This is a genomic window from Aeromonas sp. 600527 (assembly GCF_049175415.1).
GTDB lineage: Bacteria > Pseudomonadota > Gammaproteobacteria > Enterobacterales > Aeromonadaceae > Aeromonas > Aeromonas veronii_A.
This window is the reverse complement of record NZ_JAAKVA010000003.1, coordinates 254,466-279,266: the sequence shown is the minus strand read 5'-3', so window position 1 is coordinate 279,266 and position 24,801 is coordinate 254,466. Positions and strand designations below refer to the sequence as shown.

Annotated in this window: 24 protein-coding genes; 17 read left to right on the top strand and 7 right to left on the bottom strand. The window is 60.8% G+C overall.

What is annotated here, in order from left to right; genetic code table 11:
• Positions 1-138 precede the first annotated feature (138 nt).
• The 4 genes from nrdD to G5154_RS07020 all read left to right on the top strand — a co-directional run bounded on the left by nrdD (position 139) and on the right by G5154_RS07020 (position 3,670).
• Positions 139-2,256 carry an anaerobic ribonucleoside-triphosphate reductase gene (nrdD, locus tag G5154_RS07035; RefSeq protein WP_421250620.1) on the top strand — a complete coding sequence of 706 codons (2,118 nt, stop codon included), beginning with the start codon at positions 139-141 and terminating at the stop codon, positions 2,254-2,256.
• Positions 2,257-2,356: 100 nt separating this feature from the next.
• Complete coding sequence (nrdG, locus tag G5154_RS07030) at positions 2,357-2,866, top strand: anaerobic ribonucleoside-triphosphate reductase-activating protein (protein WP_421250619.1); 510 nt, start codon at positions 2,357-2,359, stop codon at positions 2,864-2,866.
• 64 nt (positions 2,867-2,930) lie between these two features.
• Positions 2,931-3,101: a YqaE/Pmp3 family membrane protein gene (locus tag G5154_RS07025; RefSeq protein ID WP_005338440.1), complete on the top strand. Its 171-nt coding sequence runs from the start codon at positions 2,931-2,933 to the stop codon at positions 3,099-3,101.
• A gap of 176 nt (positions 3,102-3,277) precedes the next feature.
• Entirely contained in the window at positions 3,278-3,670 is a 393-nt protein-coding gene (locus G5154_RS07020; protein ID WP_005358848.1) for a TonB family protein, read from the top strand.
• 56 nt (positions 3,671-3,726) lie between these two features.
• On the opposite strand, the gene G5154_RS07015 is transcribed toward G5154_RS07020, so the two are convergent.
• The 5 genes from G5154_RS07015 to G5154_RS06995 all read right to left on the bottom strand — a co-directional run bounded on the left by G5154_RS07015 (position 3,727) and on the right by G5154_RS06995 (position 7,804).
• The gene (locus tag G5154_RS07015) at positions 3,727-4,083 is read right to left on the bottom strand and encodes an MliC family protein (RefSeq protein ID WP_005343872.1); all 357 of its coding nucleotides are present in this window, start codon (positions 4,081-4,083) and stop codon (positions 3,727-3,729) included.
• A gap of 145 nt (positions 4,084-4,228) precedes the next feature.
• Entirely contained in the window at positions 4,229-4,984 is a 756-nt protein-coding gene (locus G5154_RS07010) for a substrate-binding periplasmic protein (protein ID WP_005343874.1), read from the bottom strand.
• 163 nt (positions 4,985-5,147) lie between these two features.
• Positions 5,148-6,245 carry a DUF2955 domain-containing protein gene (locus G5154_RS07005; RefSeq protein WP_421250618.1) on the bottom strand — a complete coding sequence of 366 codons (1,098 nt, stop codon included), beginning with the start codon at positions 6,243-6,245 and terminating at the stop codon, positions 5,148-5,150.
• The gene (locus tag G5154_RS07000) at positions 6,235-7,290 is read right to left on the bottom strand and encodes an HlyD family secretion protein (protein ID WP_421250617.1); all 1,056 of its coding nucleotides are present in this window, start codon (positions 7,288-7,290) and stop codon (positions 6,235-6,237) included. Before G5154_RS07000 ends, G5154_RS07005 begins: the two co-directional genes overlap by 11 nt.
• 52 nt (positions 7,291-7,342) lie before the next feature.
• Positions 7,343-7,804 (bottom strand): MarR family transcriptional regulator, encoded by a 462-nt coding sequence (locus G5154_RS06995; protein ID WP_421250616.1) that lies wholly within the window; start codon positions 7,802-7,804, stop codon positions 7,343-7,345.
• Between the two features lie 299 nt (positions 7,805-8,103).
• Here G5154_RS06995 and G5154_RS06990 point away from each other — a divergent pair, with 299 nt between their 5' ends.
• The 5 genes from G5154_RS06990 to G5154_RS06970 all read left to right on the top strand — a co-directional run bounded on the left by G5154_RS06990 (position 8,104) and on the right by G5154_RS06970 (position 13,968).
• The gene (locus G5154_RS06990) at positions 8,104-8,274 is read left to right on the top strand and encodes a hypothetical protein (RefSeq protein WP_162838752.1); all 171 of its coding nucleotides are present in this window, start codon (positions 8,104-8,106) and stop codon (positions 8,272-8,274) included.
• A gap of 518 nt (positions 8,275-8,792) precedes the next feature.
• Positions 8,793-10,109, top strand: coding sequence for a 2-hydroxycarboxylate transporter family protein (locus G5154_RS06985; protein WP_005343883.1), 1,317 nt, complete (start codon positions 8,793-8,795; stop codon positions 10,107-10,109).
• Between the two features lie 23 nt (positions 10,110-10,132).
• Positions 10,133-11,683 carry an NAD-dependent malic enzyme gene (locus G5154_RS06980; protein WP_421250615.1) on the top strand — a complete coding sequence of 517 codons (1,551 nt, stop codon included), beginning with the start codon at positions 10,133-10,135 and terminating at the stop codon, positions 11,681-11,683.
• Positions 11,684-11,700: 17 nt separating this feature from the next.
• On the top strand, positions 11,701-13,269 hold the full coding sequence (locus tag G5154_RS06975) for an ATP-binding protein (RefSeq protein ID WP_421250614.1): 1,569 nt from the start codon (positions 11,701-11,703) through the stop codon (positions 13,267-13,269).
• Positions 13,270-13,272: 3 nt separating this feature from the next.
• Complete coding sequence (locus G5154_RS06970) at positions 13,273-13,968, top strand: response regulator (protein ID WP_005338420.1); 696 nt, start codon at positions 13,273-13,275, stop codon at positions 13,966-13,968.
• A gap of 76 nt (positions 13,969-14,044) precedes the next feature.
• On the opposite strand, the gene G5154_RS06965 is transcribed toward G5154_RS06970, so the two are convergent.
• On the bottom strand, positions 14,045-14,944 hold the full coding sequence (locus G5154_RS06965; protein WP_421250613.1) for a DMT family transporter: 900 nt from the start codon (positions 14,942-14,944) through the stop codon (positions 14,045-14,047).
• A 233-nt stretch (positions 14,945-15,177) separates the two neighbouring features.
• Here G5154_RS06965 and G5154_RS06960 point away from each other — a divergent pair, with 233 nt between their 5' ends.
• Positions 15,178-15,963, top strand: coding sequence for an AraC family transcriptional regulator (locus G5154_RS06960; RefSeq protein WP_421250612.1), 786 nt, complete (start codon positions 15,178-15,180; stop codon positions 15,961-15,963).
• A gap of 80 nt (positions 15,964-16,043) precedes the next feature.
• On the opposite strand, the gene G5154_RS06955 is transcribed toward G5154_RS06960, so the two are convergent.
• Positions 16,044-17,561: an aldehyde dehydrogenase family protein gene (locus G5154_RS06955; protein WP_005358870.1), complete on the bottom strand. Its 1,518-nt coding sequence runs from the start codon at positions 17,559-17,561 to the stop codon at positions 16,044-16,046.
• Between the two features lie 236 nt (positions 17,562-17,797).
• Here G5154_RS06955 and G5154_RS06950 point away from each other — a divergent pair, with 236 nt between their 5' ends.
• The 7 genes from G5154_RS06950 (at position 17,798) to G5154_RS06920 (ending at position 24,747) form a co-directional block, all read left to right on the top strand.
• Complete coding sequence (locus tag G5154_RS06950) at positions 17,798-19,477, top strand: sigma-54-dependent Fis family transcriptional regulator (RefSeq protein WP_421250611.1); 1,680 nt, start codon at positions 17,798-17,800, stop codon at positions 19,475-19,477.
• A gap of 130 nt (positions 19,478-19,607) precedes the next feature.
• A complete protein-coding gene (locus G5154_RS06945) occupies positions 19,608-20,018 on the top strand; it encodes a VOC family protein (protein WP_421250610.1) in 411 nt (136 codons plus the stop codon).
• Between the two features lie 101 nt (positions 20,019-20,119).
• Complete coding sequence (gene phoB / locus G5154_RS06940; protein WP_005338414.1) at positions 20,120-20,809, top strand: phosphate regulon transcriptional regulator PhoB; 690 nt, start codon at positions 20,120-20,122, stop codon at positions 20,807-20,809.
• A gap of 8 nt (positions 20,810-20,817) precedes the next feature.
• The gene (gene phoR, locus G5154_RS06935; RefSeq protein WP_421250609.1) at positions 20,818-22,113 is read left to right on the top strand and encodes a phosphate regulon sensor histidine kinase PhoR; all 1,296 of its coding nucleotides are present in this window, start codon (positions 20,818-20,820) and stop codon (positions 22,111-22,113) included.
• A gap of 177 nt (positions 22,114-22,290) precedes the next feature.
• Positions 22,291-23,265 carry a PstS family phosphate ABC transporter substrate-binding protein gene (locus G5154_RS06930; RefSeq protein WP_005343905.1) on the top strand — a complete coding sequence of 325 codons (975 nt, stop codon included), beginning with the start codon at positions 22,291-22,293 and terminating at the stop codon, positions 23,263-23,265.
• A 181-nt stretch (positions 23,266-23,446) separates the two neighbouring features.
• Positions 23,447-24,253 (top strand): M48 family metallopeptidase, encoded by an 807-nt coding sequence (locus G5154_RS06925; RefSeq protein WP_005343906.1) that lies wholly within the window; start codon positions 23,447-23,449, stop codon positions 24,251-24,253.
• Positions 24,241-24,747: a GNAT family N-acetyltransferase gene (locus G5154_RS06920; RefSeq protein WP_421250608.1), complete on the top strand. Its 507-nt coding sequence runs from the start codon at positions 24,241-24,243 to the stop codon at positions 24,745-24,747. Before G5154_RS06925 ends, G5154_RS06920 begins: the two co-directional genes overlap by 13 nt.
• The last annotated feature ends 54 nt before the right edge of the window (positions 24,748-24,801 follow it).

The following is a 24,801-nucleotide window of genomic DNA, read 5'->3' as shown; positions in this document are numbered from 1 at the left end:
AAGCTGTTCCCTTCCTATCTTCAGCCCAGGCTTGTCAAGCCTCGGCTGTATTTATTTGCGTCCAGGACGAGATGCCGGGAGGGGAGCCAACAAGGGTGAGCCAAAGGTAGATGCCTGGCCTTTTAACGGGGAGAATTCATGAAACCGGTTGTGATCAAACGTGACGGATGTCGCGCACCATTCAATGCCCAGCTGATTAGCGATGCGGTCAGCCGTGCGGCGGAGGCGGTCAATCAGGCCAATCCGGCACTGGCACAGCGTATCTCAAGCGCAGTGAGTCAGGAGCTGGATGGGCGTGGTGAAGTTGATATTCACGAGATCCAGCGTCTGGTTGAAAACCACTTGATGGCCTCCGATGACAAGGCCATCGCCCGTGCCTACATCGAATACCGTCACGATCGGGATCAGGCTCGCGAGGCCCGCGGCCGTCTGGCACAGGAGATCCGTGGTCTGGTCGAGCAGACCAACGCTGCCCTGCTCAACGAGAATGCCAATAAAGACTCCAAGGTGATCCCGACCCAGCGCGACCTGCTGGCAGGTATCGTCGCCAAGCACTATGCCACCAGCCACATGCTGCCCCGTGATGTGGTTCAGGCCCATGAGAGCGGTGATCTGCACTTCCACGATCTCGACTATTCGCCCTTCTTCCCGATGTTCAACTGCATGTTGATCGATCTGAAAGGGATGCTGACCCACGGCTTCAAGATGGGCAATGCGGAGATCGATACCCCGAAATCGATCAGCACCGCCACGGCCGTGACCGCCCAGATCATCGCTCAGGTGGCGAGCCACATCTATGGCGGCACCACCATCAACCGCATCGACGAAGTGCTGGCCCCCTATGTGACCATCAGCTGGCAGAAACACCGTGAAGTGGCCGAAGAGTGGGGCATTGCCGATGTGGAAGCCTATGCCATGGCCCGCACCGAGAAAGAGTGTTACGACGCCTTCCAGTCGCTGGAGTACGAAGTCAACACCCTGCACACTGCCAACGGTCAGACGCCGTTCGTCACCTTCGGCTTTGGCCTGGGGGACAGCTGGGAGTCGCGGATGATCCAGCGCGCCATCCTCAGCAATCGTATCGCCGGCCTTGGCAAGAACAAGAAGACCGCGGTGTTCCCGAAACTGGTGTTCGCCATCAAGGATGGCCTCAACCACAAGCAGGGCGATCCCAACTACGACATCAAGCAGCTGGCGCTGGAGTGTGCCTCCAAGCGGATGTACCCGGATATTCTCAACTACGACCAGGTGGTGAAGGTGACTGGCTCCTTCAAGACTCCCATGGGTTGCCGCTCCTTCCTCGGTGCCTACGAGGAGAATGGCGAGCTGATCCACGAAGGTCGCAACAACCTGGGGGTGGTGAGCCTCAACCTGCCACGCATTGCCCTGAAATCCCGCGATGAAGCGGATTTCTGGGACAAGCTGGACGCCGCTCTGCGGGTGGCCAAGAAGGCGCTGATGTATCGCATCGAACGTCTTGACGGAGTCAAGGCTCGGGTCGCTCCCATCCTCTATATGGAAGGTGCTTGCGGTGTGCGCCTCAAGGCCGACGACAACGTCAGCGAGATCTTCAAGAACGGCCGCGCCTCCATCTCCCTTGGCTACATCGGCGTTCACGAGACCATCAACGCCCTGTTTGGTGACAAGGTGCACCTGTTCGACAGCGCCGAGTTGCAACAGAAGGCCATCGCCATCATCGAGCGCCTCAAGGCCGCGACCGATGAGTGGAAGGAGGAGACCGGCTACGGCTTCAGCCTCTACTCGACCCCGAGCGAGAACCTCTGCTCCCGCTTCTGCCGCATCGATGCCAAAGAGTTTGGCGTGGTGCCGGGTGTGACAGACAAGGGCTACTACACCAACAGCTTCCACCTCGATGTGGAGAAGCAGGTCAACCCCTACGACAAGCTGGACTTCGAGGCGCCCTATCCGCCCATCGCCAGCGGCGGCTTCATCTGCTACGGCGAGTACCCCAACATTCAGCACAATCTGGAAGCGCTCGAAAACGTCTGGGATTACAGCTATGACAAGGTGCCCTACTACGGTACCAATACGCCCATCGACGAGTGCTACGACTGCGGCTTTACCGGCGAGTTCGAGTGCACCTCCAAGGGCTTTACCTGCCCGCGCTGCGGCAACCACGACCCCGCCAAGGTGTCGGTGACCCGCCGTGTCTGCGGCTACCTCGGCAGCCCGGATGCCCGCCCCTTCAATGCGGGCAAGCAGGAAGAGGTGAAGCGCCGCGTCAAACATATGTAAGCGCACGGGCAATGAAGAGCTGGCCCCTGACTCAAGGGGCCATTTTCATTGGAGGGCGGCAGCTATGCCGCTGTCCCGTGAACGAGGCAGGAAACAAGCGATGCACTACCACCAATACTACCCGGTCGATGTGATCAACGGCCCCGGCACCCGTGCCACCCTGTTTGTCTCCGGTTGCGAGCATCAGTGCCCGGGTTGCTACAACCAGAGCACCTGGCGGCTCGATGGCGGCAAGCCGTTCGATGAGGCGATGAGCGATCGCATCATTGCGGATCTCAACGACAGCCGCATCAAACGGCGTGGTCTGTCGCTCTCCGGCGGCGATCCGCTCCACCCGGCCAACGTGTCCCACGTGCTGGCGCTGGTGAAACGGGTACGCACCGAGTGTCCGGGCAAGGACATCTGGTGCTGGACCGGCTATCTGCTCGGCGAGCTGTCAGATGCCCAGCGCGAGCTGGTTGCCTTGCTGGATGTGCTGGTGGATGGCAAGTTTGAAAAGGAGTTGGCAGACCCGGGCCTGCTCTGGCGTGGCAGCAGCAATCAGCAGATCCACGACCTCAACGCCTGGCGTGATGCGGGTGAGCGAATTCCCTGTCTGGTTTGCAGTTGAAGCCCGGGATGTTTATGGTTAGCCCATTCCAATCCTGACGACATTTTTAAAAAGGAGAGCCGAGATGAACAATCTGCTCAAGATCCTGCTGGCCATTTTCCTGCCCCCGGTTTGCGCGTTTATCCAGGTGGGCTTTAGCCTGCACTTTTTAATCAACATAGTGCTGACCCTGATGGGCGGTCTGCCGGGCATGGTGCATGCGCTCTGGCTGGTGGTGAGCGACAAGCGCGGCTGATGCCAGCGGCTGGTTAGTGAGCTTATTGACGATAAAAGGGCCAACCTCTCGGGGTTGGTCCTTTTGTTCATGTTCATACGAATACTTTTTCGTTAGGATGGGTGACTGACCAAGCGGGCCGCGTTGAGCGTCCCGCAGTCCGGCAACAAGCACCGGCAGAGAACAAGGAGCGTTACATGAAGTGGAAAGTCGCAGTATGGTCAGGTCTGGCAGTGACACTGTTGCTGGGGTGCTCATCCCGTCAGGAGGTAGCGCACGAGCGCGCTCCGATCGCTATCCCTCTCGAGCAGTTGTCCAGCTACTGGGTTCAGGAGAAGCAGTGGTCATGGCTTGGCAATGACGAGCCTGCCCTGCCGGCCAAACCGGTCAAGGGGTATGTGGAAGTGCGCTATCAAATCGACGCCAGCGGCACGCCGGTCAAGCCGGAAGTGGTGGCGGCCGAGCCCCCCGGCGAGCTGGAGCAGAGCGCGCTGGCGACCCTCTCGCGGATCCGCTACAGCCCGGCAGAGGGCAACCCGGATGCCATCCCGGTCGAGGTAACCAACCGCTTCGAGATCGAGATCAACTAATCCCCCACCACTCTGATGCCAGAGAAAGAGAGACCCCGGCCAGGCCGGGGTCACGTTTATTGCTGTTTGCAGTTGTCGTAGGCAGTCTGCCACTCGCCATCCTGATCCCGCAGCTCGACAAAGCCCTCATTCCCCTTGTTCCACCAGACGGCTTCGTGTTCGTCCGTATAGCGGGCGCCGGAGGCTGAAATGGCCTGGGGCAGGGTGTAATCCTTGCCGTCCGGCAGCGACAGTTTGATAAAGTTGAGGCTATCGTCGGAGAGGGAGAAGTAGCGCACCTGCACCCTCTTGCCCTGCTCGCATTGGTAACTGACCGGTTCGCCACCGGTGACGGAGAGAGTATTGCCCTGATTGCAGCCAGCGAGCAGGCCGAGAGTCAGTGCACCAGCGGCCATCATATATGCCTTATTCATGATTACAGCTCCATTGGTGTCATACGGGGGTGAGCCTAACAGGTTACCCCCATTGTGCAATCATGAAGGCCATTCGGTGCGTCGCTGGCTGTCAGGCATACCGGACGAGTATGAGGGGATGTCACTAACAACAAGGTTGCGCCAATCAGTGCAGGCCAAGCCTGGTTTCAAACTGGCGGATCAGCGTCTCATAGGTGCCATTGTTCTTGATCTTCTGCAATCCCTGCTCGAACTGTTTGGCCAGCGCTTCCCCTTGCGGTGTGTTGCGGGAGAAAGCGAGCCAGAAGCCATCAGTAGAGAGCTTGCCAACCTTGACCACCTTGCCGGTCAGCTGTTTCTGCTGGATCTTGAGGTAGCCCGGCATACCGTTCATCAGGATGTAGTCGACCCGGCCGCGTACCAGCATCTCGAGGATCTGGGCATCGGATTTGGCCTGAAAGCGGGTGATCCTGGGGTTCTCCATAAAATCGGTGGGATAGGTGTAACCGAGGGTGATGCCTACCCGTTTACCCTCCAGCGAGGTGAGCTTGAGATCCCGTTGCGGTTCGCTGGCGAGGGCGAAGATAGCGAGATCCTCCTCGAACATGGGGGTATCGTGCCAATGGTACTGGTAGCGGTTCTCTTCGGTGATGGTAGCGTTGAAGCACCCCGCAAGTTTGCCGCTTTTCGCATCGTGCATACAGCGGGCAAAGGGGAGGGTACGAAAGACAATCTCGATCCCTTCGGCGGCGAACACCGCCTTGACCAGCTCTGGCGCCAGCCCGTGAGGCTGGCCATCCTCCTTGTCGCGCTCGCAATAAGGGGCCCAGTCATCTTCGGCACCAATGACAAGCGGGGTAGCCCCGAGCGGGTTGGTCGCCAGCAGCAGACACACCAACCATTTTTTAAACCACGGAATCATAGGTGCACCTCATCGACTGCAGCTTTACAAGCATAGCTACACTTCTGCGCTGATCCGTGGCGGCAGGAGGGAGGTAAATAAGGGAGAGAAAAAAACGCCCCGTTAGGCGACGGGGCGAAAGAGAGCTCATCCATGGGCTGACAACAGTGCTTACAACAGGAAATCAATAACCGAAGCGGGTCGCCTCGAAGCGGTTGAGCAGCCGGTGGACGAGGTAGCAGGCCAGCAGGGTGACCACGATGGCAAACAGGATGCTGCTCACGCGGTAGAGGGCGCTGAACACCAGATCGTTACCCGGGGTGAGGTACTGGCCAAACAGGATGCCGAGGGTAGTGAGGGCGCCAAAGCCGACCCCGGAGCCGCCTGCCTCCTTGACGTGGGCATGGCTGAACAACATGGCGCCGAGCCACAGTAGCGGGGCGACCAGCAACAGTTGCCCCGACCAGTCATAGAGCAGCAGCTGGCCGAGCAGGCCGAAGGTGACCCCCAGCAAGGTGCCCATTGCCCGTTTGCGGGCATAACTGAGGGCGCCGTTCCAGTGCATGGGGAACAGCACCAGCAGGGTTGTGGCCTGGGCAGACATGGAGTCGCGCAGGTCAAACACCTGAAAGACCAGAAACGACAGGGTGGCCACCGTGGCCCCCAGCAGGGCTTCATGGCGCATCCGGTGCGGCGCCTTGGGGACCGAGGCGGGCTTGGGTCTGGCCTCCACATCCGGGATCAGCATGGTCATCAGGTAAGCGATCAGCACCGACAGCAGGCTCGCCCAGATATTGTTGAGGATCAGGTCGTTGAGGTCAGTCTGCGGATAGCTGGCAAAGTGCAGCATGATGCTGAGGCTCAGCACCCCGTTGGCCCCGAACAGAAACAGGCTGCCCCGCGACATGGCGGCGAAGCGGTAGAGAAATAGCAGAAAGGCGATAGGGGTCATCAGCGCCGGATGGCTGCCAAACAGCCCCCCCAGCAGACCGACCTCCACCCCACAGACCACCGCCGCCGCGATCAGCTGGCGTGCGGCATGGCCATTCATCAGCGGCACCATTCCCAGCAGCAGTACCGGCGTGACCGTATAGAAGACCCCGTAATTCCAGCCAAACAGCTTGCAGAGCAGAAAGCCCGTGGTGCAGCCAAAGGCGATGCGCAGGCACTGGCGCAGCTCGTTGCCGGTGAGGGGCCGATACCAGAGGTGAGTGGCAGCACCACCGGCGGGGTGGGCTGGGGCAGTATTGGCCGACGGGTGAGTGGCGTGGTTAGTAGACATAATGGAGCAGGCTGAGCAGGTGGATCTGGCCCCGTGCCAGCATGGCAGTCAGGGTATTGTCTGGCAGCAGTTGCACCGTGGCTCGCGCCCCGGCTGGCAGATGGTCGGGGAGCTGGTCCAGCTCGAGGTGCAGCCGCATCCGCTGGGCATCCCGCACCCAGCGATCCGACTCCACCGGCGCCGCCAGTCGACCATTGGCATCAAACTGACCGGCACTCACCCCGGCATCCAGACTGCTCACCCGGGCAGGATAGAGCTGACCCGGCTCGCCATCGAAGGCAACTAGTGCGCGGGTTTGCTCGCCGACATGGCGCAGGCTTTTCTCCCGAAAATCGGCAATGACGTCCACCTGTTCCGACACCAGCGCCAGCAGCGGGCTGCCCGCGCTGGCGATACTGCCCGGCTTGAGCTGCAGGTTGGTGATGGTGCCATCCTGATCCGCGTGGACCTGGCTGTAAGAGAGGGCCAGCTGCGCTTGCGCCAGCTTGTTGCGGGCCTGGCGCAGCAACAGATTGTCCTCACCGGTCACGCCACGACTGGCCTTGAGCTGGGCCAGTTTGGCCTGACTGGCGCGCAGGTTGGCCTGAGCGCTGCGCAGGGCGCTGTCAGCCTCATCTTTTTGTTGCAGCGAAACCATATGACGTTGGTACAGCGCATCGATCCGCTCAGCCTCGCGCCACTTCTGGCTGGCCAGGGTCTCTTTGGCGTTGATCTCGGCAACGGCGGCGGTCAGGGCGGCATCCAGTTCACTGTTCTGCTGCTCTGCCTGCGCTAGCGCAAGGCGGGCCTGCTCCACTGCCAGTTCAAAAGGGGCCGGATCCAGCCTGAACAGCAGATCTCCTTTCTTGACCTGCTGGTTGTTGTGAACGGCGACCTCGATCACCTTGCCGCTCACCTGGGGGGCCAGCTTGGTGACCACCCGGGTCGCCATCGCCTGAGGGGTGAGGGGCATCAGCAGGTCGGCTATCAGAAAATAGGCAAACAGGGTGGCAAAGCCCGCCATGGACCATTTGATCCAGCGGGTAAATTGTTGATCCGGGGTCATCTTATTCTCTCTCTGTGTTGGTCTCGGGAGGGCTTGTATCGCCTCCGGCTTGTCAGTCGTGGTGTTGTTCAATTTTGCTGAGGGCATTGGCCGAGATCCGCTGCACCGTGGCTTCAAACAGCTGCAGGGTCTGCTCGTCGATGCCCCCCAGCAGCTCCCGGCGGATATTCATGATGCGGTCGGCGATCTGATCGAGCAGGGTCTGGCCAGCCGGGGTCACACAGACGATGCGGGCCCGCTTGTCCTGACTGCAGCAGTGGCGCTCAATCAGCCCCTGCTCTTCCAGCTGGCCCAGGGTGCGCATCAGGGATGGCAGTTCTATTTCGAGGGCTTCGGCCAGGGTCTTCTGGCTGACATGGTTCCCCATGCGGGAGAGTTTCCACAGCGCGGTCCAGCGGGGATGGGTGAGGCCAAGGGGAGCCAGCTCCAGATCGGCGGCAGTACGCCATAGCCGGTGCATCCGCGCTATCTGCTCGGCGAGCGACAGCTCGCGCAACCTTTCCAGATCCGTCATCTTCTCATCCTCAATGTACTTAGCCTGCTAAGTATCATACTTGTTTAGCAGGCTAAGTAAATAGTGTGATGCGGATCATGTTTCTGGTCGGATCTTTCGCTGGTGCGAGTTGGCAGCATTCGAGACCCTGATATTATTTTCGGGGCTGATCCACTCGAGACTCTTTTGCCGCTTCGGATATTGCGCCGTGAATGGAGGATATCTGGCGATTATTTTCATGAAATTTTCAGCTTCAGCGAGCAGCTCTTTTTTTATCCGCTAATATTGATGGGGTTATAAAACAAGGGGGGAAACGGGTTGTGGATGGATATGACAGTGGATGTGTGTATCTGGCAATTGAAGCGCTGTTGAGTGATGGAGAATATGGTGCAGAGTCACACCATGGCGTGAATCGGGAAGGCGCAATCAGAAGTACCGATATCAGTCATGATTTTGACCCCGCCAATATTCCATTGCTGTTGGCAGAATAGACCTGACCGTGTGTGATCCTTGTGAGTTCAAGCCAGTGCTCTGGTATTCGCTGGCTTGGCTCATTACTATTTCAATCTCCCCTTTTTGCATCTTTCTCCTCACCCTTTTTCATCGTGCGTGCTTCTTGCACGCCGACTCAAACCCTGATGTGGCATGCCGTAGCACTCGCGTCATGGCGATGACACTGCCCGCTGATTATCACTCACAGGATCTGTGGCGATAAATGGTCGCAGAGCTTGTCATCTGGCTCTGTTATTTCCCCTAAGGGGAAGAGATCATCGCATCGTTATTACTGCTGATCACCAAAATATCCGCCATTGGGCTCGCTCGTTTTATCACCCTATTTCCTGACTTGGTCGGGTATCGTATGTCTGGTGTTCTATTGTGCAGCGCACGTTGGAGGCACCATGATGTTTAAGTTTTTAATGTTTTTATATGGCTTTGCAGTCTGGCTAACCGACAGGAGTGAGGGGGATCAATAAAGTAGTGGCCACAATCACACGCAGAGTACATAACAATGAAAAACCTCTCACCCCTACAAACCACACAAGAAAAGGCCGCCTTTATGGGCGGCCAACAAATTGCCGGTATGCCGCTCTTTATATTTCTCGGGTTGGCAACCTGTGTTCTCTTTTCCGGCTGGAACGGCTCGTTGCCGCTCGGCATGGTCGGTGCGCTGGCACTGATGTTTGTGCTGGGCACCCTGCTGACCGAGCTGGGTGAGCGGATCATGCCGATCCGTGAATATCTGGGGGGCGGCACCATCCTCGCCATCTTCGGCGGCGCCGCCCTGTTCGAATATCAGCTGCTGCCGGTGCAGGCAGGGCAGGTCATCACCAACTTCATGAAGGAGGGGGGCTTTCTCAACTTCTTTATCGCCAGTCTGGTGACAGGTTCGGTGTTCGGCATGAGCGGTGCGCTGCTGAAAAATGCCGCCATGCGCTACCTGCCGGTCATTCTTGGCGGCGTGGCGTTGGCACTGCTGAGTGTGGGGCTGGTCGGCTCCCTGATGGGGTATGGCTTCAAGAATGCGGTGCTGCTGATCGGCCTGCCCATCATGGGCGGTGGCATGGGCGCCGGTGCGGTGCCCTTGGTGGAGATCCTCTCCGGCCCGATGCAGATGTCCAGTGCGGATCTCTTGTCGCGCATGGTACCGGCGGTGGTGATCGCCAATACCCTGGCCATTCTGGTGGGCTCCCTGCTGGCACGGCTCGGTCGCCGCTACCCCTCTCTGACTGGCAACGGCAAGCTGATGGTCAAGGAAAGTAGCCAGAGCATTGCTGATGAGCAGGCCGAAGCGCCGACCCTGCAGAGTCTGGGCATGGGCCTTTTCATCAGCTCCAGCATGTTTGTGCTGGGCTCCCTGCTTGGCAACTTTATCCCCATGCACCCCTTCGCCCTGATGATTTTGGCGGTCGCCTTTATCAAGGTGAGCGGCCTGCTGCCGCGTCGTTATGAGCAGGCGGCAGCCGACTGGTATCAGTTTGTGGTGAGCAACCTCACCCCCTCCCTGCTGGTGGGGATCGGCGTCGCCTACACCAGTATTCCCGAGCTGATCAGCGCCTTCTCCATCAGCTACTTCGTGCTGGTCATGGTCACCGTGATCGGTGGCGCCCTTGGCGCGGCGCTGGTTGGCAAGCTGATCGGCTTCTATCCCATCGAGGCGGCCATCACCGGTGGGCTCTGCATGGCCAACATGGGCGGCACCGGCGATGTAGCCGTGCTCTCGGCGGCCCAGCGGATGAAGCTGATGCCCTTTGCCCAGATCTCCTCTCGCCTTGGCGGCGCCGTGATGCTGATCCTGGCCACCGCCCTTATCTCCCTGCTCGCCTGATACCGGATTGAGGAACAAACAAGATGAACGACATCATGATGGGCACCAGCCTGCCCTATGCCGAACGCAAGCGTCAGGGGGTGCGGGGCCGTATGCCCCACAAGGAGGAGTCCCTCTCCCAGCAGCGGCGCCGGATCTACCGATTGGTCAGCGCCATGCAGAGTCCGTTTGACCAGCATCTGCTGCTGCGTCAGCTGCAGGAGGACAACCCGGTGCTCTTCTACGATCTGGTGCGTCACCACCTGCCGGAGCTGCTGCCGATCATCTACACCCCGGTGGTGGGAGAGGCGTGCCAGCGCCACAGCGACCTCTATTTGCGCAGCCACGGGCTTTATCTCTCCTGGCACGACCGGGACGATCTCGACGATATTCTCGAGTCGGTGGAGCAGGAGGTGGATGTGATCGTCATCTCCGACGGCGAGCGGGTGCTTGGGCTTGGCGATCTCGGTATCGGCGGTATGGGGATCTGTATCGGCAAGCTGGCTCTCTACTCCGCCGCGGGTGGCATCAACCCGGCACGGACCCTGCCGCTCTGCGTCGATGTGGGCACCAACAATCCCGAGCTGCTGGAGGATGACTCCTACCTCGGCTGGCAATCCCCGCGCATTGACGGCGAGAGTTATTACCACTTCATGGACAAGGTGGTGGCCGCCATTCGCAAGCGCTGGCCGCAGGTGGTGCTGCAGTTTGAAGATTTTGCCGGCAAGCACGCCGCCAACCTGCTGAGCCGCTATCGGGACGAGCTCTGTATGTTCAACGACGATATTCAGGGAACGGCGGCTGTGGCCTCCGCCTGCGTGCTGGCCGGGTTGCAGCAGGCAGGTACTGCTCTGTGCGATGCGCCGGTGCTGATCGTCGGGGCAGGCTCTGCCGGTTGCGGCATTGCCGCCATGCTGGCCCAGCTGGCGGGGAGCCACGACGGAGTCTGGCTGTTTGATCAGGATGGGGTGGTTTGCTGCGATCGCCCCAACCTGACTCGCGCCCAACAGCCGTTTGCCCGCGCCGTGGAGGAGGGTAACGGCTCGCTGCTGGAGACCATCCGCCAGGTGCGACCGGCGGTCTTTATTGGCGTGAGTGGTCAGGGTGGCCTCTTTACTGGCGAGGTGTTGCAGGCGATGGGGGAGGTGTGCGATCAGCCGGTGATCCTGCCACTCTCCAACCCGACCCGCAGCGCCGAGGCGACGCCCGAGCTGGTGTGGGCCGCCACAGGTGGCCGCGCCCTGCTGGCCACCGGCAGCCCTTTTGCGCCGGTGACGTTGGCGGGGGAGCGGCGGGTGGTCTCCCAGTGCAACAACGTCTATGTCTTTCCGGGGATTGGTCTCGGAGCCTGCGCCGTCAAGGCGCGCCGCATCAGCGATGGCATGTTGCTGGCCGCGGTGCGGGCAGTCGGCGCCTATCCGCTGGTGGCGGGTCGTTTGCTGCCCCCGATTGAACAGGTGGGAGAGGTGGCCCGCACCGTCGCCAGAGCGGTGGCGCTCTGCGCACGCGAGGAAGGATTGGCCGATTTTGTTGGCGATCCGGCACCTTTGATTGACCAGACCTGGTGGCATCCGCACTATTGGGCTGCGTCCTGACGTTTTAAGGTATGTGCATGAAGCTTCGCCACCAGTTGGTCACCCTCTCTCTTGGGCTCTCCATGCTGCTGATCCTCATTCTGGGCAGCCTGCTGGCCCTCTTTATCCGTCATCTGCTGGAAAGCAATCTGCAGGATAAGGGGAGCGATCTGGCACGGGTCATGGCGGCCGATACCCGGGTGGTCGAGGCCCTGCGTCAGGGGAGTGATCCGACTCTGCGCGACTATGTGGAGACGGTCTGCAACCGCACCGATGCCACCTATATGGTGGTGACCGATGAGCATGGTCGCCGCCTCAGCCACCCCAACCCCGAGCTGGTGGGGCAGAAGTTCCGTGGCGAGGATATCTGGCCCGCGCTGCAGGAGCGGCGCAGCTACTGCTCCAAGGAGCGGGGCACCATGGGGCCGGCGATCCGCTGCTTCTCCCCGGTGGTGGGCGGGGATGGGCGCGTCATGGGGGCTGTGGTGGTGGGCTACCTGATGCAGCAGGTGGAGGGCATCTATATGGAGCGGGTAGCCTTGCTCATCAGCGCCATCGTTGCGGTGCTGGGGTGTGGCCTGCTGCTGGCGCTCTGGGTGCAATATTTGCTGCGCAAGACCCTGCTCGATCTGGAGCCGGAGGCGATCGTGCGCCGCTTCACCCTGCAGGATCTGGTGCTGGAGCACATCACCGAAGGGGTGATTGCCCTCGATGGCCGCGGCAACATCAACATGATCAACAGCACCGCCATCTATCAGCTGCGGCTGCCGGCCACCGGGCGCCACGCCCTGCAGGGGCAGTCGCTGGTGGAGCTGGTGCCGCCCCTTGCCCCCTGTCTGGAGCAGGAGGGGGGCGAGGTGAGCTTTACCATTCAGGGGGAGTCCTTCGTCGGTCGCTGGCAGGCGGTGCAGGGCAAGGCGCCGGGGCGGCTGCTGATCTTCAGCCGTCCGGAGGTGGCCGCCAGTCTGGGGGTGCAGGTGACCCACCTGCGCCAGTATGCCGAGATGCTGCGGATGCAGAGCCACGAGTTCGCCAACAAGCTGAGCAGCCTCTCCGGCCTGTTGCAGCTGGGCCATGTGGATCAGGCGGTGGAGCTGATCCAGCAGGAGAACGAAGCGTGCCAGACCATGCTGCAGGAGCTGCTGCGGCTGATCGACAACAAGCCGGTTGCGGGGCTTATTCTCGGCAAGTTCAGCCGGGCTCGCGAGCTGGGGGTGACCCTGGAGCTAGATCCCGATTCGGCGCTGGCGGAGTATCCGGCCTCGGTCTCGGCCGATCTCATCACCCTCATTGGCAACCTGCTGGATAACGGCCTGCAGGCGGCTTGGCGCAACCGCCAGCAGCGGCCGCCCAGGGTGCTGCTCTCTCTGTGCGATGTGGGGCGGCGACTGGTGATCGAGGTGGAGGATAGCGGCGAGGGGGTCGACGAGGAGTTGGCCGATCATCTGTTCGATTACGGGGTGAGCCGTCAGAGCGGCGATCACGGGGTGGGTCTGTTCCTGGTCAAGGAGACCGTGGGTCGGCACGAGGGTGTGATAGAATGGCGGCGAACCGCCGAGCAGACCACCCTGTTTGGTATCTACTTGAATAAAAACCAATTAATGTGAGCCATGGACCCAATAATCACGCTTGTTATTGAAGATGACGATCGGATCGGTGCCATCTTGTCAGAACTGGTGGCGGCGACACCCGGTTTCTCCCTGCTGGGGCGGGCTGGCACCCTGGCCCAGGCCGATGCCATGATGGCAGGTGTGGTGCCTCAACTGCTGCTGGTGGATGTCTCCCTGCCCGATGGCTCCGGCCTTGAGTGGGTGAGCCGCCTGCGCAGCCACAACCGCGAAGCCTATGTCATCATGGTGACTGCCTCGCGGGATGTGGAGACCATCCAGCAGGCCCTCAATCTGGGGGTTCATGACTACGTCATCAAACCATTGCGGCTGTTTCGCATCCAGCAGAGTCTGGACGAGATCCTGCAACTGCACAGCCGTCTGTGCGAGCGGGGTCGGTTGGAGCAGGAAGATCTCGACAAGCTGCTGGGCAAGGGAGGGCGCTCCCAGATCAAGGAGATGCGCGTCACTCCCAAGGGGATCGACAGCATCACCCTGCGTCAGGTACTGGATCTGCTGGCGGGTGAGCCGGAGAACGTCTTCTCCACCGACACGGTGGCGCTGCGACTCTCCCTCAGCCGCACCACGGCGCGCCGCTATCTGGAGTATCTGGAGTCGGAAGATCGGGTGGATGTGGATCTCAACTATGGTCAGCGGGGGCGGCCGGAGCGGCGCTACCGCTGGCGCCGGGCCGGTTGAGATGCGCACTGGCGTGCATTGCAGAAACAACAAGGGAGCCATGGGCTCCCTTGTTGTTTCCGGACGATGTTGGTTCTCAGGCGGTTTCCCGTTCGGCTACCGGCGCACGCCCCTTCAGCTGGGAGGTCATCACCCCGCCCAGGATCAGCCCGCCCCCCAGCAGGTGATAGCCGTGGATCGGTTCACCCAGACCGACGACGGCGATCAGCGCCGTACAGAGCGGCATCAGGTTCATAAAGACCGAGGTGCGCTCGGCTCCCATGCAGGCGAGGCCGCGCATCCAGCAGTAGGCCGCCAGCAGGGAGGAAGCGAGCCCGGCGAAGAGCACCAGTCCCCACCCTTCGGCCGGCACCGCCATCGAGTCGGCACTGAGAGCGAGCGGCACCAGCAGTAGCACTGCCAGCAGGATCTGCATGTAGAGGTTGAGCCAGGGGCCAAACGGCAGTTGCCAGCGGCGGATCAAGAGGCCGTAAAGGGCGTAGCTGGCGGAGCCGAGCAACATCATGCCATCCCCCTGGTTGATGCCGTTATGGAGCAGGGCCAGTGGTTCGCCCTTGCCAAGCAGCCAGAGCACCCCGAACAGGGAGAGACTCATGCCGAGCAGTGCCTGTTTGCCGGGGCGCTGGCCGAAGAAGAGCGCCCCTTGCAGCAGGGTGAGCAGTGGAATGAGGGAGCCGATCACCCCCATATTGGTGGCCGAAGTGCTGTGAGCAGCGTAGTAAGCGAGGCACTGGTAGAGCACCATACCGAGCGCCGCCAGCACCAGCAGCTTGCCGAGCCAGGGGCGAACCTCGCTACGGCGGCGCCACAGCTGCGGCAGGCAGAAGAGGGTCAGTGCCAGGGCGGCAATCACCCAGCGATAGAAGGAGATGGCCGCGGGGTCGAGCACGCTGGCGGCCGCCTTGGACACCACGGTATTGGTAGCCCAGATCAGCACAGCCATCAGCGGAAAGAGAAGAGGGGAAAAGATTCGCATCAGAGGCTCCTTATTAACAGGGGGCCAAGTCTACCCTTGTCTTTATATTATCAAGTAGCGTAAAACAGACAGATGACCCAGCAGAAAAGACAACTCTTTCTGATGCACTTTATTCCGGCCCACACGGACTGCGTTTGCCCGCAACTGATGGCTGCTTTTGGCCTGTGCCGGAGACCGAGCCAACAGGGCGTTGCATCACGCCTGCTCCTCTCTTTCGCTGACAAGGGGCGCTGATGGCCACTCACCACTTTCAGCCGGTAGATGTCGTTCTGCCCGCTCCCAATCCGCTATTTTTCAGTTACCAGCAGATGCTAGCCGACAGCGCGACCGTGCTGCACTCCCACCCCTGGGGCCAGCTCAACATGATCAGCCTGGGGATCATGGAGATAGAGCTGGGGGAGCAGCGACTGGTGGCCCCTGCCGACTATCTTATCTGGGTGCCGGCGGATCTCGAGCACACCTCCTACAACGAGCAGACCCTCGACTACACCTCCATCTACGTCAGCCACGAGCTGGCGGCCAAGCTGCCGCCAGAGCCCAGATTGCTGCTGCTCACCCCGCTGATCCGCGCCCTGCTGAGCGATTTTTGCGAACGGCGGGTGAGCCATATGGCGGATGAGTGGGATCAGCGTCAGGCCGAGTTACTGGTGGAGCGACTGGCGCGCACCCGCTGTCAGGAGAGCTACCTGCCGATGAGTCAGGACAAGCTGCTGGCTCCCATGTTGGCGGCGTTACACAGCGATCCTGCCGATCCCCGAACTCTGGCCCAGTGGGCCGGACAACTGCATACCACAGAGCGCACCCTGGCCAGGCGCTGCCTGCGGGAGCTGGGGATGAGCTTCGGTCAGTGGCGGGCGCGGTTGCGGCTGCTCAAGGCGCTGGCCTGGCTCAAGGGGGACATGCCCATTCAGGAGATCAGCTGGCGGCTCGGTTATGGCTCCACCTCGGCCTTTATCGCCATGTTCAACCGGGAGCTGGGCTGCTCCCCCCAGCGTTATCGCCTACAGTCAGCCCGATAATAAATCGCCGGACATGTCATCTGGTAAAGCAAAACAAGGAGGGCGCCCGCAGGCGCCCTTTCTGATGGTATCTGCTTGCGTTAGAAGAAGCCGAGCGGGTTGATGTCGTGGCTCACCAGCAGGTTCTTGGTGTTCTGATAGTGGTCCAGCATCATCTTGTGAGTCTCGCGGCCGATCCCCGACTTTTTGTAACCGCCAAAGGCGGCGTGTGCCGGGTAGGCGTGGTAGCAGTTGACCCAGACCCGGCCAGCCTGAATGCCACGCCCCATGCGCCAGGCCAGATTGCTGTCACGGGTCCACAGGCCTGCCCCCAACCCGTACTGGGTGTCGTTGGCAATGGCCAGCGCATCCGCCTCGTCCTTGAAGGTGGTGACTCCGAGTGCCGGCCCGAAGATCTCCTCCTGGAATACTCGCATCTTGTTCTGACCGGAGAAGATGGTGGGCTGGATGTAGAATCCCCCCTCCAGTCCGCTCACCTTGGCCGGGCCGCCGCCGATCAGCATCTTGGCCCCTTCGCCGCGGCCGATCTCCATGTAGCCCAGGATCTTGTCGAACTGCTCGCGAGACGCCTGCGCTCCCACCTGAGTGGCGGTATCGAGGGGGTTGCCCTGCACTATGGTGCGGGCACGGGCCAGCACTCGGTCCATGAAGTCGTCATAGATGCTGGCCTGCACTAGCGCGCGGGAGGGGCAGGTACACACTTCCCCCTGGTTGAAGAAGGTCATCAGCATCCCTTCCACCGCCTTATCGATGTAGCTGCTCTCGTGCTGCATCACGTCGGCGAAGTAGATATTGGGGGACTTGCCCCCCAGCTCCACGGTGGAGGGGATCAGCTTGTCGGCGGCGCAGCGCAGGATATGGGCGCCCACTTCGGTCGAACCGGTAAAGGCCAGTTTCTGGATCCGGTTGCTGGTGGCCAGCGCCTGACCTGCCTCGGCGCCGAAGCCGTTGACCACGTTGACTACGCCGGCAGGTAGGATGTCCTTGATGAGATCCATCATCAGCATGATGGTGACCGGGGTCTGCTCGGCGGGCTTGAGCACGCTGCAGCAACCCGCCGCTAGCACAGGGGCAAGCTTCCAGGCGGCCATCAGCAGCGGGAAGTTCCACGGGATGATCTGGCCGACCACGCCGATGGGCTCCTTGAAGTGGTAGCTGACGGTGTTTTGATCCAGCTCGGCGGCCGAGCCCTCCTGAGCGCGAATGCAGCCAGCGAAGTAGCGGAAGTGATCCACCACCAGCGGCAGGTCTGCGGCCAGGGTTTCGCGCACCGCTTTGCCGTTCTCCCAGGTTTCGGCGATGGCGAGTCGCTCGATGTTCTGCTCGATGCGATCGGCGATGCGCAGCAGCAGGTTGCTGCGCTCGGTGACGCTGGTTTTGCTCCAGCTGGTGAACGCCTTGTGGGCGGCATCCAGCGCCAGCTCGATATCGGCGGCGTCGGAGCGAGCGACCTCGCAGAATACTTTGCCATCCACCGGCGAGATGTTTTCAAAGTAGCGGCCGGCGCGAGGAGCCACCCACTCACCACCGATGAAGTTGTCGTAACGGGACTTGAAGCTGACCAGGGCACCTGCCTGACCGGGAGCGGTATAAATCATCTCATCATCCTTTATGTGTGTGATCCTGACCGGACTGGCTGACAGACCGGTTGCCAGCTGATATCGCAAGGGGCGTGCCAAAGGGTCTGACCAGCAGATAGAAGGTTACAAAAACGTTATCAAATGGGGTGTGGCAGCGTATCTTGGTTAACCAATGACCACGGCTATTGAGATAAAACTGTACCGTTTCTGGGCAGTGGCCGAGACAGTCGTGCTGTTTGTGAACAGGAGGCGTGATGAGTGAGTCACTTCAACCCGGTCCCGGTCCGATCCAGCGTTCCTGGCAGCGCTGCCTGCATCAGGGGCTGAGCCGTCAGCAGAGCGCCGATCTGGACTTGCTGCCCCAGGGGGAGCTGTCGGCCCGTCAGGATCAGCACAGGGCTCTGATCTCCTGCTTCCAGCGCTTCGTGCTGCCGCTGTTTGCCCAGCTGCTGGCGGGTCGCCCCTGTCGCCTGTTGTTGTGTGACGGTGAGGGGGCCATTCTGGCCGCCAGTGGTGATGAGGGGTTCGCCCGCCATGCCGAGCGTATCTTTTTGCGCAGTGGCGCCCGCTGGGGGGAGGCGAGCAAGGGTACCAACGCCATCGGTACCGCGCTGGCCGAGCAGAGCGAAGTGCAGGTGCTCGGCAATCAGCACTTCTTCGCCCAGCACAGCTTCCTTAGTTGCAGCGCCTGTCCGTTGCTGGGGCCGAATGGGCAATTGCTCGGGGTGCTCGATATCTCCACCGATGCGGCCCATCACGATGGCGATATGCTGGGCACGGTGCGGCTGCTGGCCATGACCCTCGAAAACGCACTGCTGGCGCGTCAGCCGGGCTGGCTGGTGGATCTCGATCCCCAGAGCCTCTGGTCCGCTCGCCTGTTGCTGGGAGAGGAGGGGGAACTGCTCGGCGCCAACCGGGCAGGTCGACTCTGGCTTGGCCAGCACCCTTTCGATGGCAGACAACTGCTGCGCGAGGGGCGTGGCTTGCGGTTGGTGCCAGAAGCGGACGCGACACCTTCCTGCACCGCGCTGCCGGGTCACTCAAGCCCGGTGCCACCTCCGCAGCAGGTGCCGCTCAAGATGCTGGAGCGCGGCATTTCACTGCTTATCGAGGGGGAGACTGGCAGCGGTAAAGAGCATCTGGTGCGGGCCCTGCACCGAGCGTCGAGTCGGCGGGAGCAGCCACTGGTGTGCGTTAACTGCGGCGCGTTACCAGCAGATCTGGTGGAAGCCGAGCTGTTTGGCTATGTGGGCGGGGCCTTCAGCGGTGCCCGCAGCCAGGGCAGTCAGGGTTATCTGCGCGCAGCCCATGGCGGCATGCTGATGCTCGATGAAATTGGCGAACTGCCGCTGCATGCTCAAACCCGACTGCTGCGGGTATTGCAGGAGCGCAGCGTGACGCCGGTTGGCAGTCACAAGCCGGAGGCGGTGGATTTCTGGCTGGTCAGTGCCAGCCACCGGGATCTGGCGGCCATGGTGCAGAGTGGCGCATTTCGCGAAGACCTCTATTACCGGATCTGCGGCTGGCGCCAGCAGCTGATGCCGCTGCGCCGTTGGCCTGCCGCTGAGCGTCTGGAGCTGATCCAGCGACTGTTGGCGGAGATGGACCCGACCCTGCGTCTGACCCGCGATGCGGAGCAACAGCTGCTGGTCCATCCGCTGCCCGGCAACGTGCGCCAGCTCAAGCAGGCACTGGAAGTGGCCTGTGTGCTGGCAGAGGGGTTGGGTTGGATAGAACCCGCCCACCTGCATCTGCCCAGTGTGGCCACAGAGCCCGGCGTCTTGCCGATGGGGGAGGCGACCAGCTTGCGTGAACAAACCCGGCGGCAGGTGCAGCAAACGCTGGCGGCATGCGGCGGCAATGTGAGCGAGGCCGCGCGCCAGCTGGGGATCAGCCGCACCACCCTCTACCGGACGCTGCGCGAAGCCCCTTGAGTGCTCACTACCCCTCATCGGTCGTTTTCAAGACGCACATGACGGCTGGAGCCCTGTCCGTCCAGCCGCTATGATGCGCCCTTGCTGGGGGCATTGCGCCCGTTGACTCATCCGTTGAGGATTTTCTGCCATGTCACAACACATAGGGGCGCTGACCCTGCTGGTGGCTGATTACGATCAGGCCATTCGCTTTTTTACCGAGGGTCTTGGCTTTGCGCTTTTGGAGGACACTCGGCTCGATGAACCGGGCAAACCGGGCAAGCGCTGGGTACGGGTTGCCCCCAAAGGCACCCCCGGTTCCGCGTTGCTGCTGGCACAAGCGGCCAATGCGCAGCAGCAGGCCGCCATCGGCCAGCAGGGCGGTGGCCGGGTATTTCTGTTCCTCGAGACCACTGATTTCTGGGGGGATTACCAGCGCATGCAGGCGTACGGTGTTCATTTTTGTGAACAGCCCCGCGATGAACCATATGGCATCGTGGTGGTGTTTGAGGATATCAGCGGCAACCGGTGGGACTTGTTGCAACGTACTGCTGCCAACTGAATCTGAAAACGTTTATCATCCCGCCTGTCATAAAGTCATAAAAGTGTCACAGAAAATTCTAATAATTGGCGCACCCATCTTCACAGAGGAGAGAGAAGGGAATGGCTAAGCGAATTCTGGTGGTCGAGGACGAAGCACCGATCCGCGAAATGCTCTGCTTCGTGTTGGAGCAGAAGGGATATGAGACGATTGAAGCGGAAGATTACGCCGATGGACTGGCGAAGGTGCGCGAACCCTACCCCGAACTCATCGTGCTCGACTGGATGATGCCGGGCGGCAGTGGCATCCAGTTTATCAAGCAGCTCAAGCAGGATGAGGTGACGCGCCAGATCCCGGTGGTGATGCTCACCGCTCGCGGTGAAGAGGAGGACAAGGTGCGTGGTCTGGAGGCCGGAGCCGACGACTACATCACCAAGCCGTTCTCGCCCAAGGAGCTGACCGCTCGCCTCCATGCGGTGATGCGCCGCGTGTCGCCCACCTCGGTAGACGAGGTGATCGAGGTGCAGGGGCTGAAACTCGATCCTGTCTCCCACCGGGTCAGTGCCGAAGAGAAGGCGCTCGACATGGGGCCGACCGAATTCAAGCTGCTTCACTTCTTCATGACTCACCCCGAGCGGGTCTACAGCCGTGAACAGCTGCTCAATAATGTCTGGGGTACCAATGTGTACGTCGAGGACAGAACCGTGGATGTGCATATTCGTCGCCTGCGCAAGGCGATTGAAGAGACAGGGCACGACAGATTGATCCAGACGGTGCGTGGAGCCGGATACCGCTTCTCAACCCGTCTCTAGAGGCAGTTATGTTGCAACCTTACGCCTGGCGGCGACAGTTGTGGCGAATGGCGTTTTTTTACGCCCCCTTCGCATTGGTTGGCTGGTTGATTGATCATCTTGCCCTCTGCCTGTTAGTGGCGGCCGTGTTGCATCTGGGCTGGCACTATCGCTTCCAGAAGCGGCTCTCTGACTGGCTGTGGCACGATCGCAGTCTGGTTCCTCCCAACGGAAAAGGCAGTTGGGAGCACATCTTCAATGGCATTTACAAGTTGCAGCAGCGCCACCGCGCCCGGCGCCGCGAGTTGGCGGGCCTGATCCGCCGTTTTCGGGAAGGGGCCGAGGCATTGCCTGACGCGGCCGTAGTATTGCGCGATGATGGCAGCATCCTCTGGTGCAACCGGCTGGCGGAGCAACTGCTCGGTTTTCGCTGGCCGGAAGATGCCGGCCAGCATATCGGCAACCTGATCCGTAATCCGGCTTTTACCGCTTATCTGGCGAAACAGGCTTTTGACGAGCCATTGGAGATGCACTCTCCGGTCAATGAGGAGAAGTTTCTCGAGTTTCGCATCATGCCCTACGCCTCCGATCAGGCGATGCTGGTGGTGCGCGATGTCACCCGCTTGCGCAGTCTGGAAAAGACCCGCAAACACTTTGTCTCCAACGTCTCCCACGAGCTGCGCACCCCGCTTACTGTGCTCAAGGGCTATCTGGAGATGACCGAGGAGCCGCCGCCGCCCGCCATGTGGGCCAAGGCGCATCGGGTGATGATGGAGCAGACCATCCGGATGGACAATCTGGTCAATCAGCTGCTCACCCTGTCGCGCATCGAGGCGGCTCCGAGCGTGGATCTTTCCCATCTGGTAGACATGCCCGCCATGTTGGGGCTGCTGGAGCAGGAGGCGCGGGCGCTCTCGGGGGAGCGGGCTCACCAGATCGAATTCATGGTGCAGCCCAACCTCCTGGTGCGTGGCGATCAGGAGCAGCTGCGCAGCGCCGTCTCCAATCTGGTCTACAACGCCATCCACTACACCCCTGCGGGGAGAAAAATCAGCGTGGAGTGGCGCAAGCAGGGGGCGATGGCGCTATTTGCGGTGCAGGATGAGGGGGAGGGGATCCCGCCCGAGCATCTGGCGCGGCTCACCGAGCGGTTCTATCGGGTCGACAAGGCCCGCTCCCGCCACACCGGCGGCTCAGGACTTGGCCTTGCCATCGTCAAGCATGCCTTGAGTCACCATGACTGCCAGCTTGATATCGAGAGCCGGGTTGGCCTTGGCAGCCGCTTCAGCTTTCTCATTCCGAGTCGCCTGGTGGTGATTAAATAGTCTTTTATGACAAGGTGTTAGATACACGGGAAGGGCTGCGCTTGCAGCCCTTTGCCATTTAGACAAAAGCGCTGCCATGTCATTAAAGTGTCACATTAAATCCATAAATTTGTCACTGCCAGGTCAGATACTGGCGCCGTTTTAAGAACGGACCTTCTGTAACTTTGGAGAGATTGGATGAAACTCAACAAACTGGCTGGTGTAATCGGATTCACCGCAGCAACCCTTTTTTCTGCCAGCACCCTGGCCTATGGTGTCGATAAAAACCTGCCGGAATACACCCCGACCAGCGGCATCTCGGGCAACCTGTCCTCTGTCGGCTCTGATACTCTGGCCAACATGATGACCCTGTGGGCTGAAGAATTTAAGCGCATGTATCCCAACGTCAATGTGCAGATCCAGGCTGCCGGCTCCTCTACCGCGCCGACCGCTCTGACCGAGGGGGTTGCCCAGTTTGGCCCGATGAGCCGTGCCATGAAGGCCGGTGAAGAGGAGGCATTCGAGAAGCGTTACGGCTACAAGCCGACTGCCATCCGCGTCGCAGTCGATGCCCTGGCAGTGTTCGTCAACAAGGACAACCCCATCAAGGGGTTGACCATGCCGCAGATCGACGCAATCTTCTCCAGCACCCTCAAGTGCGGCGAAGCCAAGGCGGCCACCAAGTGGTCTGATCTGGGTCTGACCGGTAACTGGTCGGGCAAGGATCTGCAACTGTTCGGTCGCAACTCGGTATCCGGCACCTACGGTTACTTCAAGGAGCACGCGCTCTGTAACGGCGACTTCAAGAGCGGTGTGAACGAGCAGCCGGGCTCTGCCTCCGTGGTGCAGTCTGTTTCCGCTTCCCTCAACAGTATCGGTTACTCCGGTATCGGTTATGTCACCTCCGGCGTGCGTGCAGTTCCACTCTCCAAGGATGGCAAGACCTTTATCGAAGCGAGCGCCGACAACGCCATCACCGGCAAGTATCCGCTCTCTCGCTTCTTGTACGTTTATGTGAACAAGCATCCGAACAAACCTCTCTCCCCGATGGAGCAAGAGTTTGTCAAAATGATGCTCTCCAAAGCAGGCCAGAACATCGTGGCCAAAGATGGCTACGTGCCGGTGCCGGCCAAGGTGGTACAGGCTGATCTGAAAAAGCTGGGTATCATGTAACTGCCTGAGGTCAGTATGTCCTGATAAAGCGAGCCCCAAGCGGGCTCGTTTTGTTTTTGGCGGCTGTCAGTTTTGTTAATAATGCTGGATGGATGTTTTTCCACCAGCCAGGGGCTGGCTCCCTTGCGTCGCGGGGCGGCATTTCCGAGAATAGGGCAACGATATGGCAAAGGATCCCTTCATGATTGCGTCCCTCACCAAGTTTGGCCTGGTAGCCCTCTGTAGTTCCCTGCTGGTCGCCTGCGCCCAGTCGCCGACCGGCCGCAGCCAGATGCTGCTCTACTCTCCCCAGCAGATGAATCAGCTGGGTGCCGACTCCTTCGAGCAGATGAAGAAGAAGGAGAAGGTGAGCAAGGATGCCAAACTCAACGCCTATGTCTCCTGTGTCGCCAAGGCGGTGACCGCCCAGGTGCCGGCCAGCTATGGCATCACCAACTGGGAAGTGGTGGTGTTTGACTCCAAACAGGTCAACGCCTTCGCCCTGCCAGGTGGCAAGATCGGGGTCTACAGCGGCCTGCTCAAGGTGGCCAAAAATCAGGATCAGCTGGCGACAGTCATTGGCCACGAGCTGACCCACGTGCTGGCCCAGCACTCAAACGAGCGACTCTCGCGCAGCCAGCTGGCCGGACTCGGTCTGGCGGCGGCCGACATCGCTATGGGCACCAGCGAGTATCGCGGCGCCACTATGGCCGCCCTTGGCCTCGGGGTTGAAGTGGGGGTGATGCTCCCCTATGGCCGCACTCAGGAGAGCGAAGCGGATCGGCTCGGGCTTGAGCTGATGGCGCGGGCCGGGTTCAATCCGGCCGAGGCGATCCCACTGTGGCAGAACATGAGTGCCGCCGCTGGTGGCAATACCCCGCCGCAACTGCTCTCCACCCACCCGAGCAACGAGAACCGGATCGCCGAGTTGCAGGCGCAACAGGCGCAAGTGCTGCCGCTCTATGAGCAGGCCCGAGCCAATGGTCTGGTGCCCCAATGCAAGGCATAAGCCTGCGCATGGCGCGCAGCGATGATGCCGCCGCCATGACGGTGATGCAGCGAGCCAGCTGGCTCGCTGTCTATGGCCAGGTGCTCGGTGCCGACTTGCTGGAGCAGCTGGATGTTACCGCTCATCTGCAGATTTGGCAGAGCCGTCTGGCCGAGCCGGGCCCAAGGCCCATGCTACTTTGTCTCGATGAGGTTGTGATTGGCCTGCTCTACTGGCAACCACAGCAGGAAGCGGAACAGAGCCATGCCCTGATCCGCGCCTTTTACCTTCATCCCGACCACTGGCGACAAGGCTATGGCAAACGGCTGTGGCAGGCGGTGGCGATGCAGATGCGCCGCGCCGGTTGTAGTTGCGTCAAATTGTGGCTGCTCGATGGCAACCACATTGGCGAGGGGTTCTACCTGCGCCGCGGCTTCGTCTTTGACGGCGAGGAGCGCACCCTGATAAGCCTCGGGCAGCCCTGTCTGCAGCGACAAATGAGCCGTTTGCTCTGATCTCTCTCCCGTTTTTTCGCCCTCGGTCACTTTATTTTTTTTGCGAATTAATAC

What these genes read in the sequence shown, in the direction of transcription:
- nrdD (WP_421250620.1), top strand. Translation starts at nt 139, where the DNA reads ATGAAACCGGTTGTGATCAAACGTGACGGATGTCGCGCACCATTCAAT.
- nrdG (WP_421250619.1), top strand. Translation starts at nt 2,357, where the DNA reads ATGCACTACCACCAATACTACCCGGTCGATGTGATCAACGGCCCCGGC.
- G5154_RS07025 (WP_005338440.1), top strand. Translation starts at nt 2,931, where the DNA reads ATGAACAATCTGCTCAAGATCCTGCTGGCCATTTTCCTGCCCCCGGTT.
- G5154_RS07020 (WP_005358848.1), top strand. Translation starts at nt 3,278, where the DNA reads ATGAAGTGGAAAGTCGCAGTATGGTCAGGTCTGGCAGTGACACTGTTG.
- G5154_RS07015 (WP_005343872.1), bottom strand. Translation starts at nt 4,083, where the DNA reads ATGAATAAGGCATATATGATGGCCGCTGGTGCACTGACTCTCGGCCTG.
- G5154_RS07010 (WP_005343874.1), bottom strand. Translation starts at nt 4,984, where the DNA reads ATGATTCCGTGGTTTAAAAAATGGTTGGTGTGTCTGCTGCTGGCGACC.
- G5154_RS07005 (WP_421250618.1), bottom strand. Translation starts at nt 6,245, where the DNA reads ATGTCTACTAACCACGCCACTCACCCGTCGGCCAATACTGCCCCAGCC.
- G5154_RS07000 (WP_421250617.1), bottom strand. Translation starts at nt 7,290, where the DNA reads ATGACCCCGGATCAACAATTTACCCGCTGGATCAAATGGTCCATGGCG.
- G5154_RS06995 (WP_421250616.1), bottom strand. Translation starts at nt 7,804, where the DNA reads ATGACGGATCTGGAAAGGTTGCGCGAGCTGTCGCTCGCCGAGCAGATA.
- G5154_RS06985 (WP_005343883.1), top strand. Translation starts at nt 8,793, where the DNA reads ATGAAAAACCTCTCACCCCTACAAACCACACAAGAAAAGGCCGCCTTT.
- G5154_RS06980 (WP_421250615.1), top strand. Translation starts at nt 10,133, where the DNA reads ATGAACGACATCATGATGGGCACCAGCCTGCCCTATGCCGAACGCAAG.
- G5154_RS06975 (WP_421250614.1), top strand. Translation starts at nt 11,701, where the DNA reads ATGAAGCTTCGCCACCAGTTGGTCACCCTCTCTCTTGGGCTCTCCATG.
- G5154_RS06970 (WP_005338420.1), top strand. Translation starts at nt 13,273, where the DNA reads ATGGACCCAATAATCACGCTTGTTATTGAAGATGACGATCGGATCGGT.
- G5154_RS06965 (WP_421250613.1), bottom strand. Translation starts at nt 14,944, where the DNA reads ATGCGAATCTTTTCCCCTCTTCTCTTTCCGCTGATGGCTGTGCTGATC.
- G5154_RS06960 (WP_421250612.1), top strand. Translation starts at nt 15,178, where the DNA reads ATGGCCACTCACCACTTTCAGCCGGTAGATGTCGTTCTGCCCGCTCCC.
- G5154_RS06955 (WP_005358870.1), bottom strand. Translation starts at nt 17,561, where the DNA reads ATGATTTATACCGCTCCCGGTCAGGCAGGTGCCCTGGTCAGCTTCAAG.
- G5154_RS06950 (WP_421250611.1), top strand. Translation starts at nt 17,798, where the DNA reads ATGAGTGAGTCACTTCAACCCGGTCCCGGTCCGATCCAGCGTTCCTGG.
- G5154_RS06945 (WP_421250610.1), top strand. Translation starts at nt 19,608, where the DNA reads ATGTCACAACACATAGGGGCGCTGACCCTGCTGGTGGCTGATTACGAT.
- phoB (WP_005338414.1), top strand. Translation starts at nt 20,120, where the DNA reads ATGGCTAAGCGAATTCTGGTGGTCGAGGACGAAGCACCGATCCGCGAA.
- phoR (WP_421250609.1), top strand. Translation starts at nt 20,818, where the DNA reads ATGTTGCAACCTTACGCCTGGCGGCGACAGTTGTGGCGAATGGCGTTT.
- G5154_RS06930 (WP_005343905.1), top strand. Translation starts at nt 22,291, where the DNA reads ATGAAACTCAACAAACTGGCTGGTGTAATCGGATTCACCGCAGCAACC.
- G5154_RS06925 (WP_005343906.1), top strand. Translation starts at nt 23,447, where the DNA reads ATGATTGCGTCCCTCACCAAGTTTGGCCTGGTAGCCCTCTGTAGTTCC.
- G5154_RS06920 (WP_421250608.1), top strand. Translation starts at nt 24,241, where the DNA reads ATGCAAGGCATAAGCCTGCGCATGGCGCGCAGCGATGATGCCGCCGCC.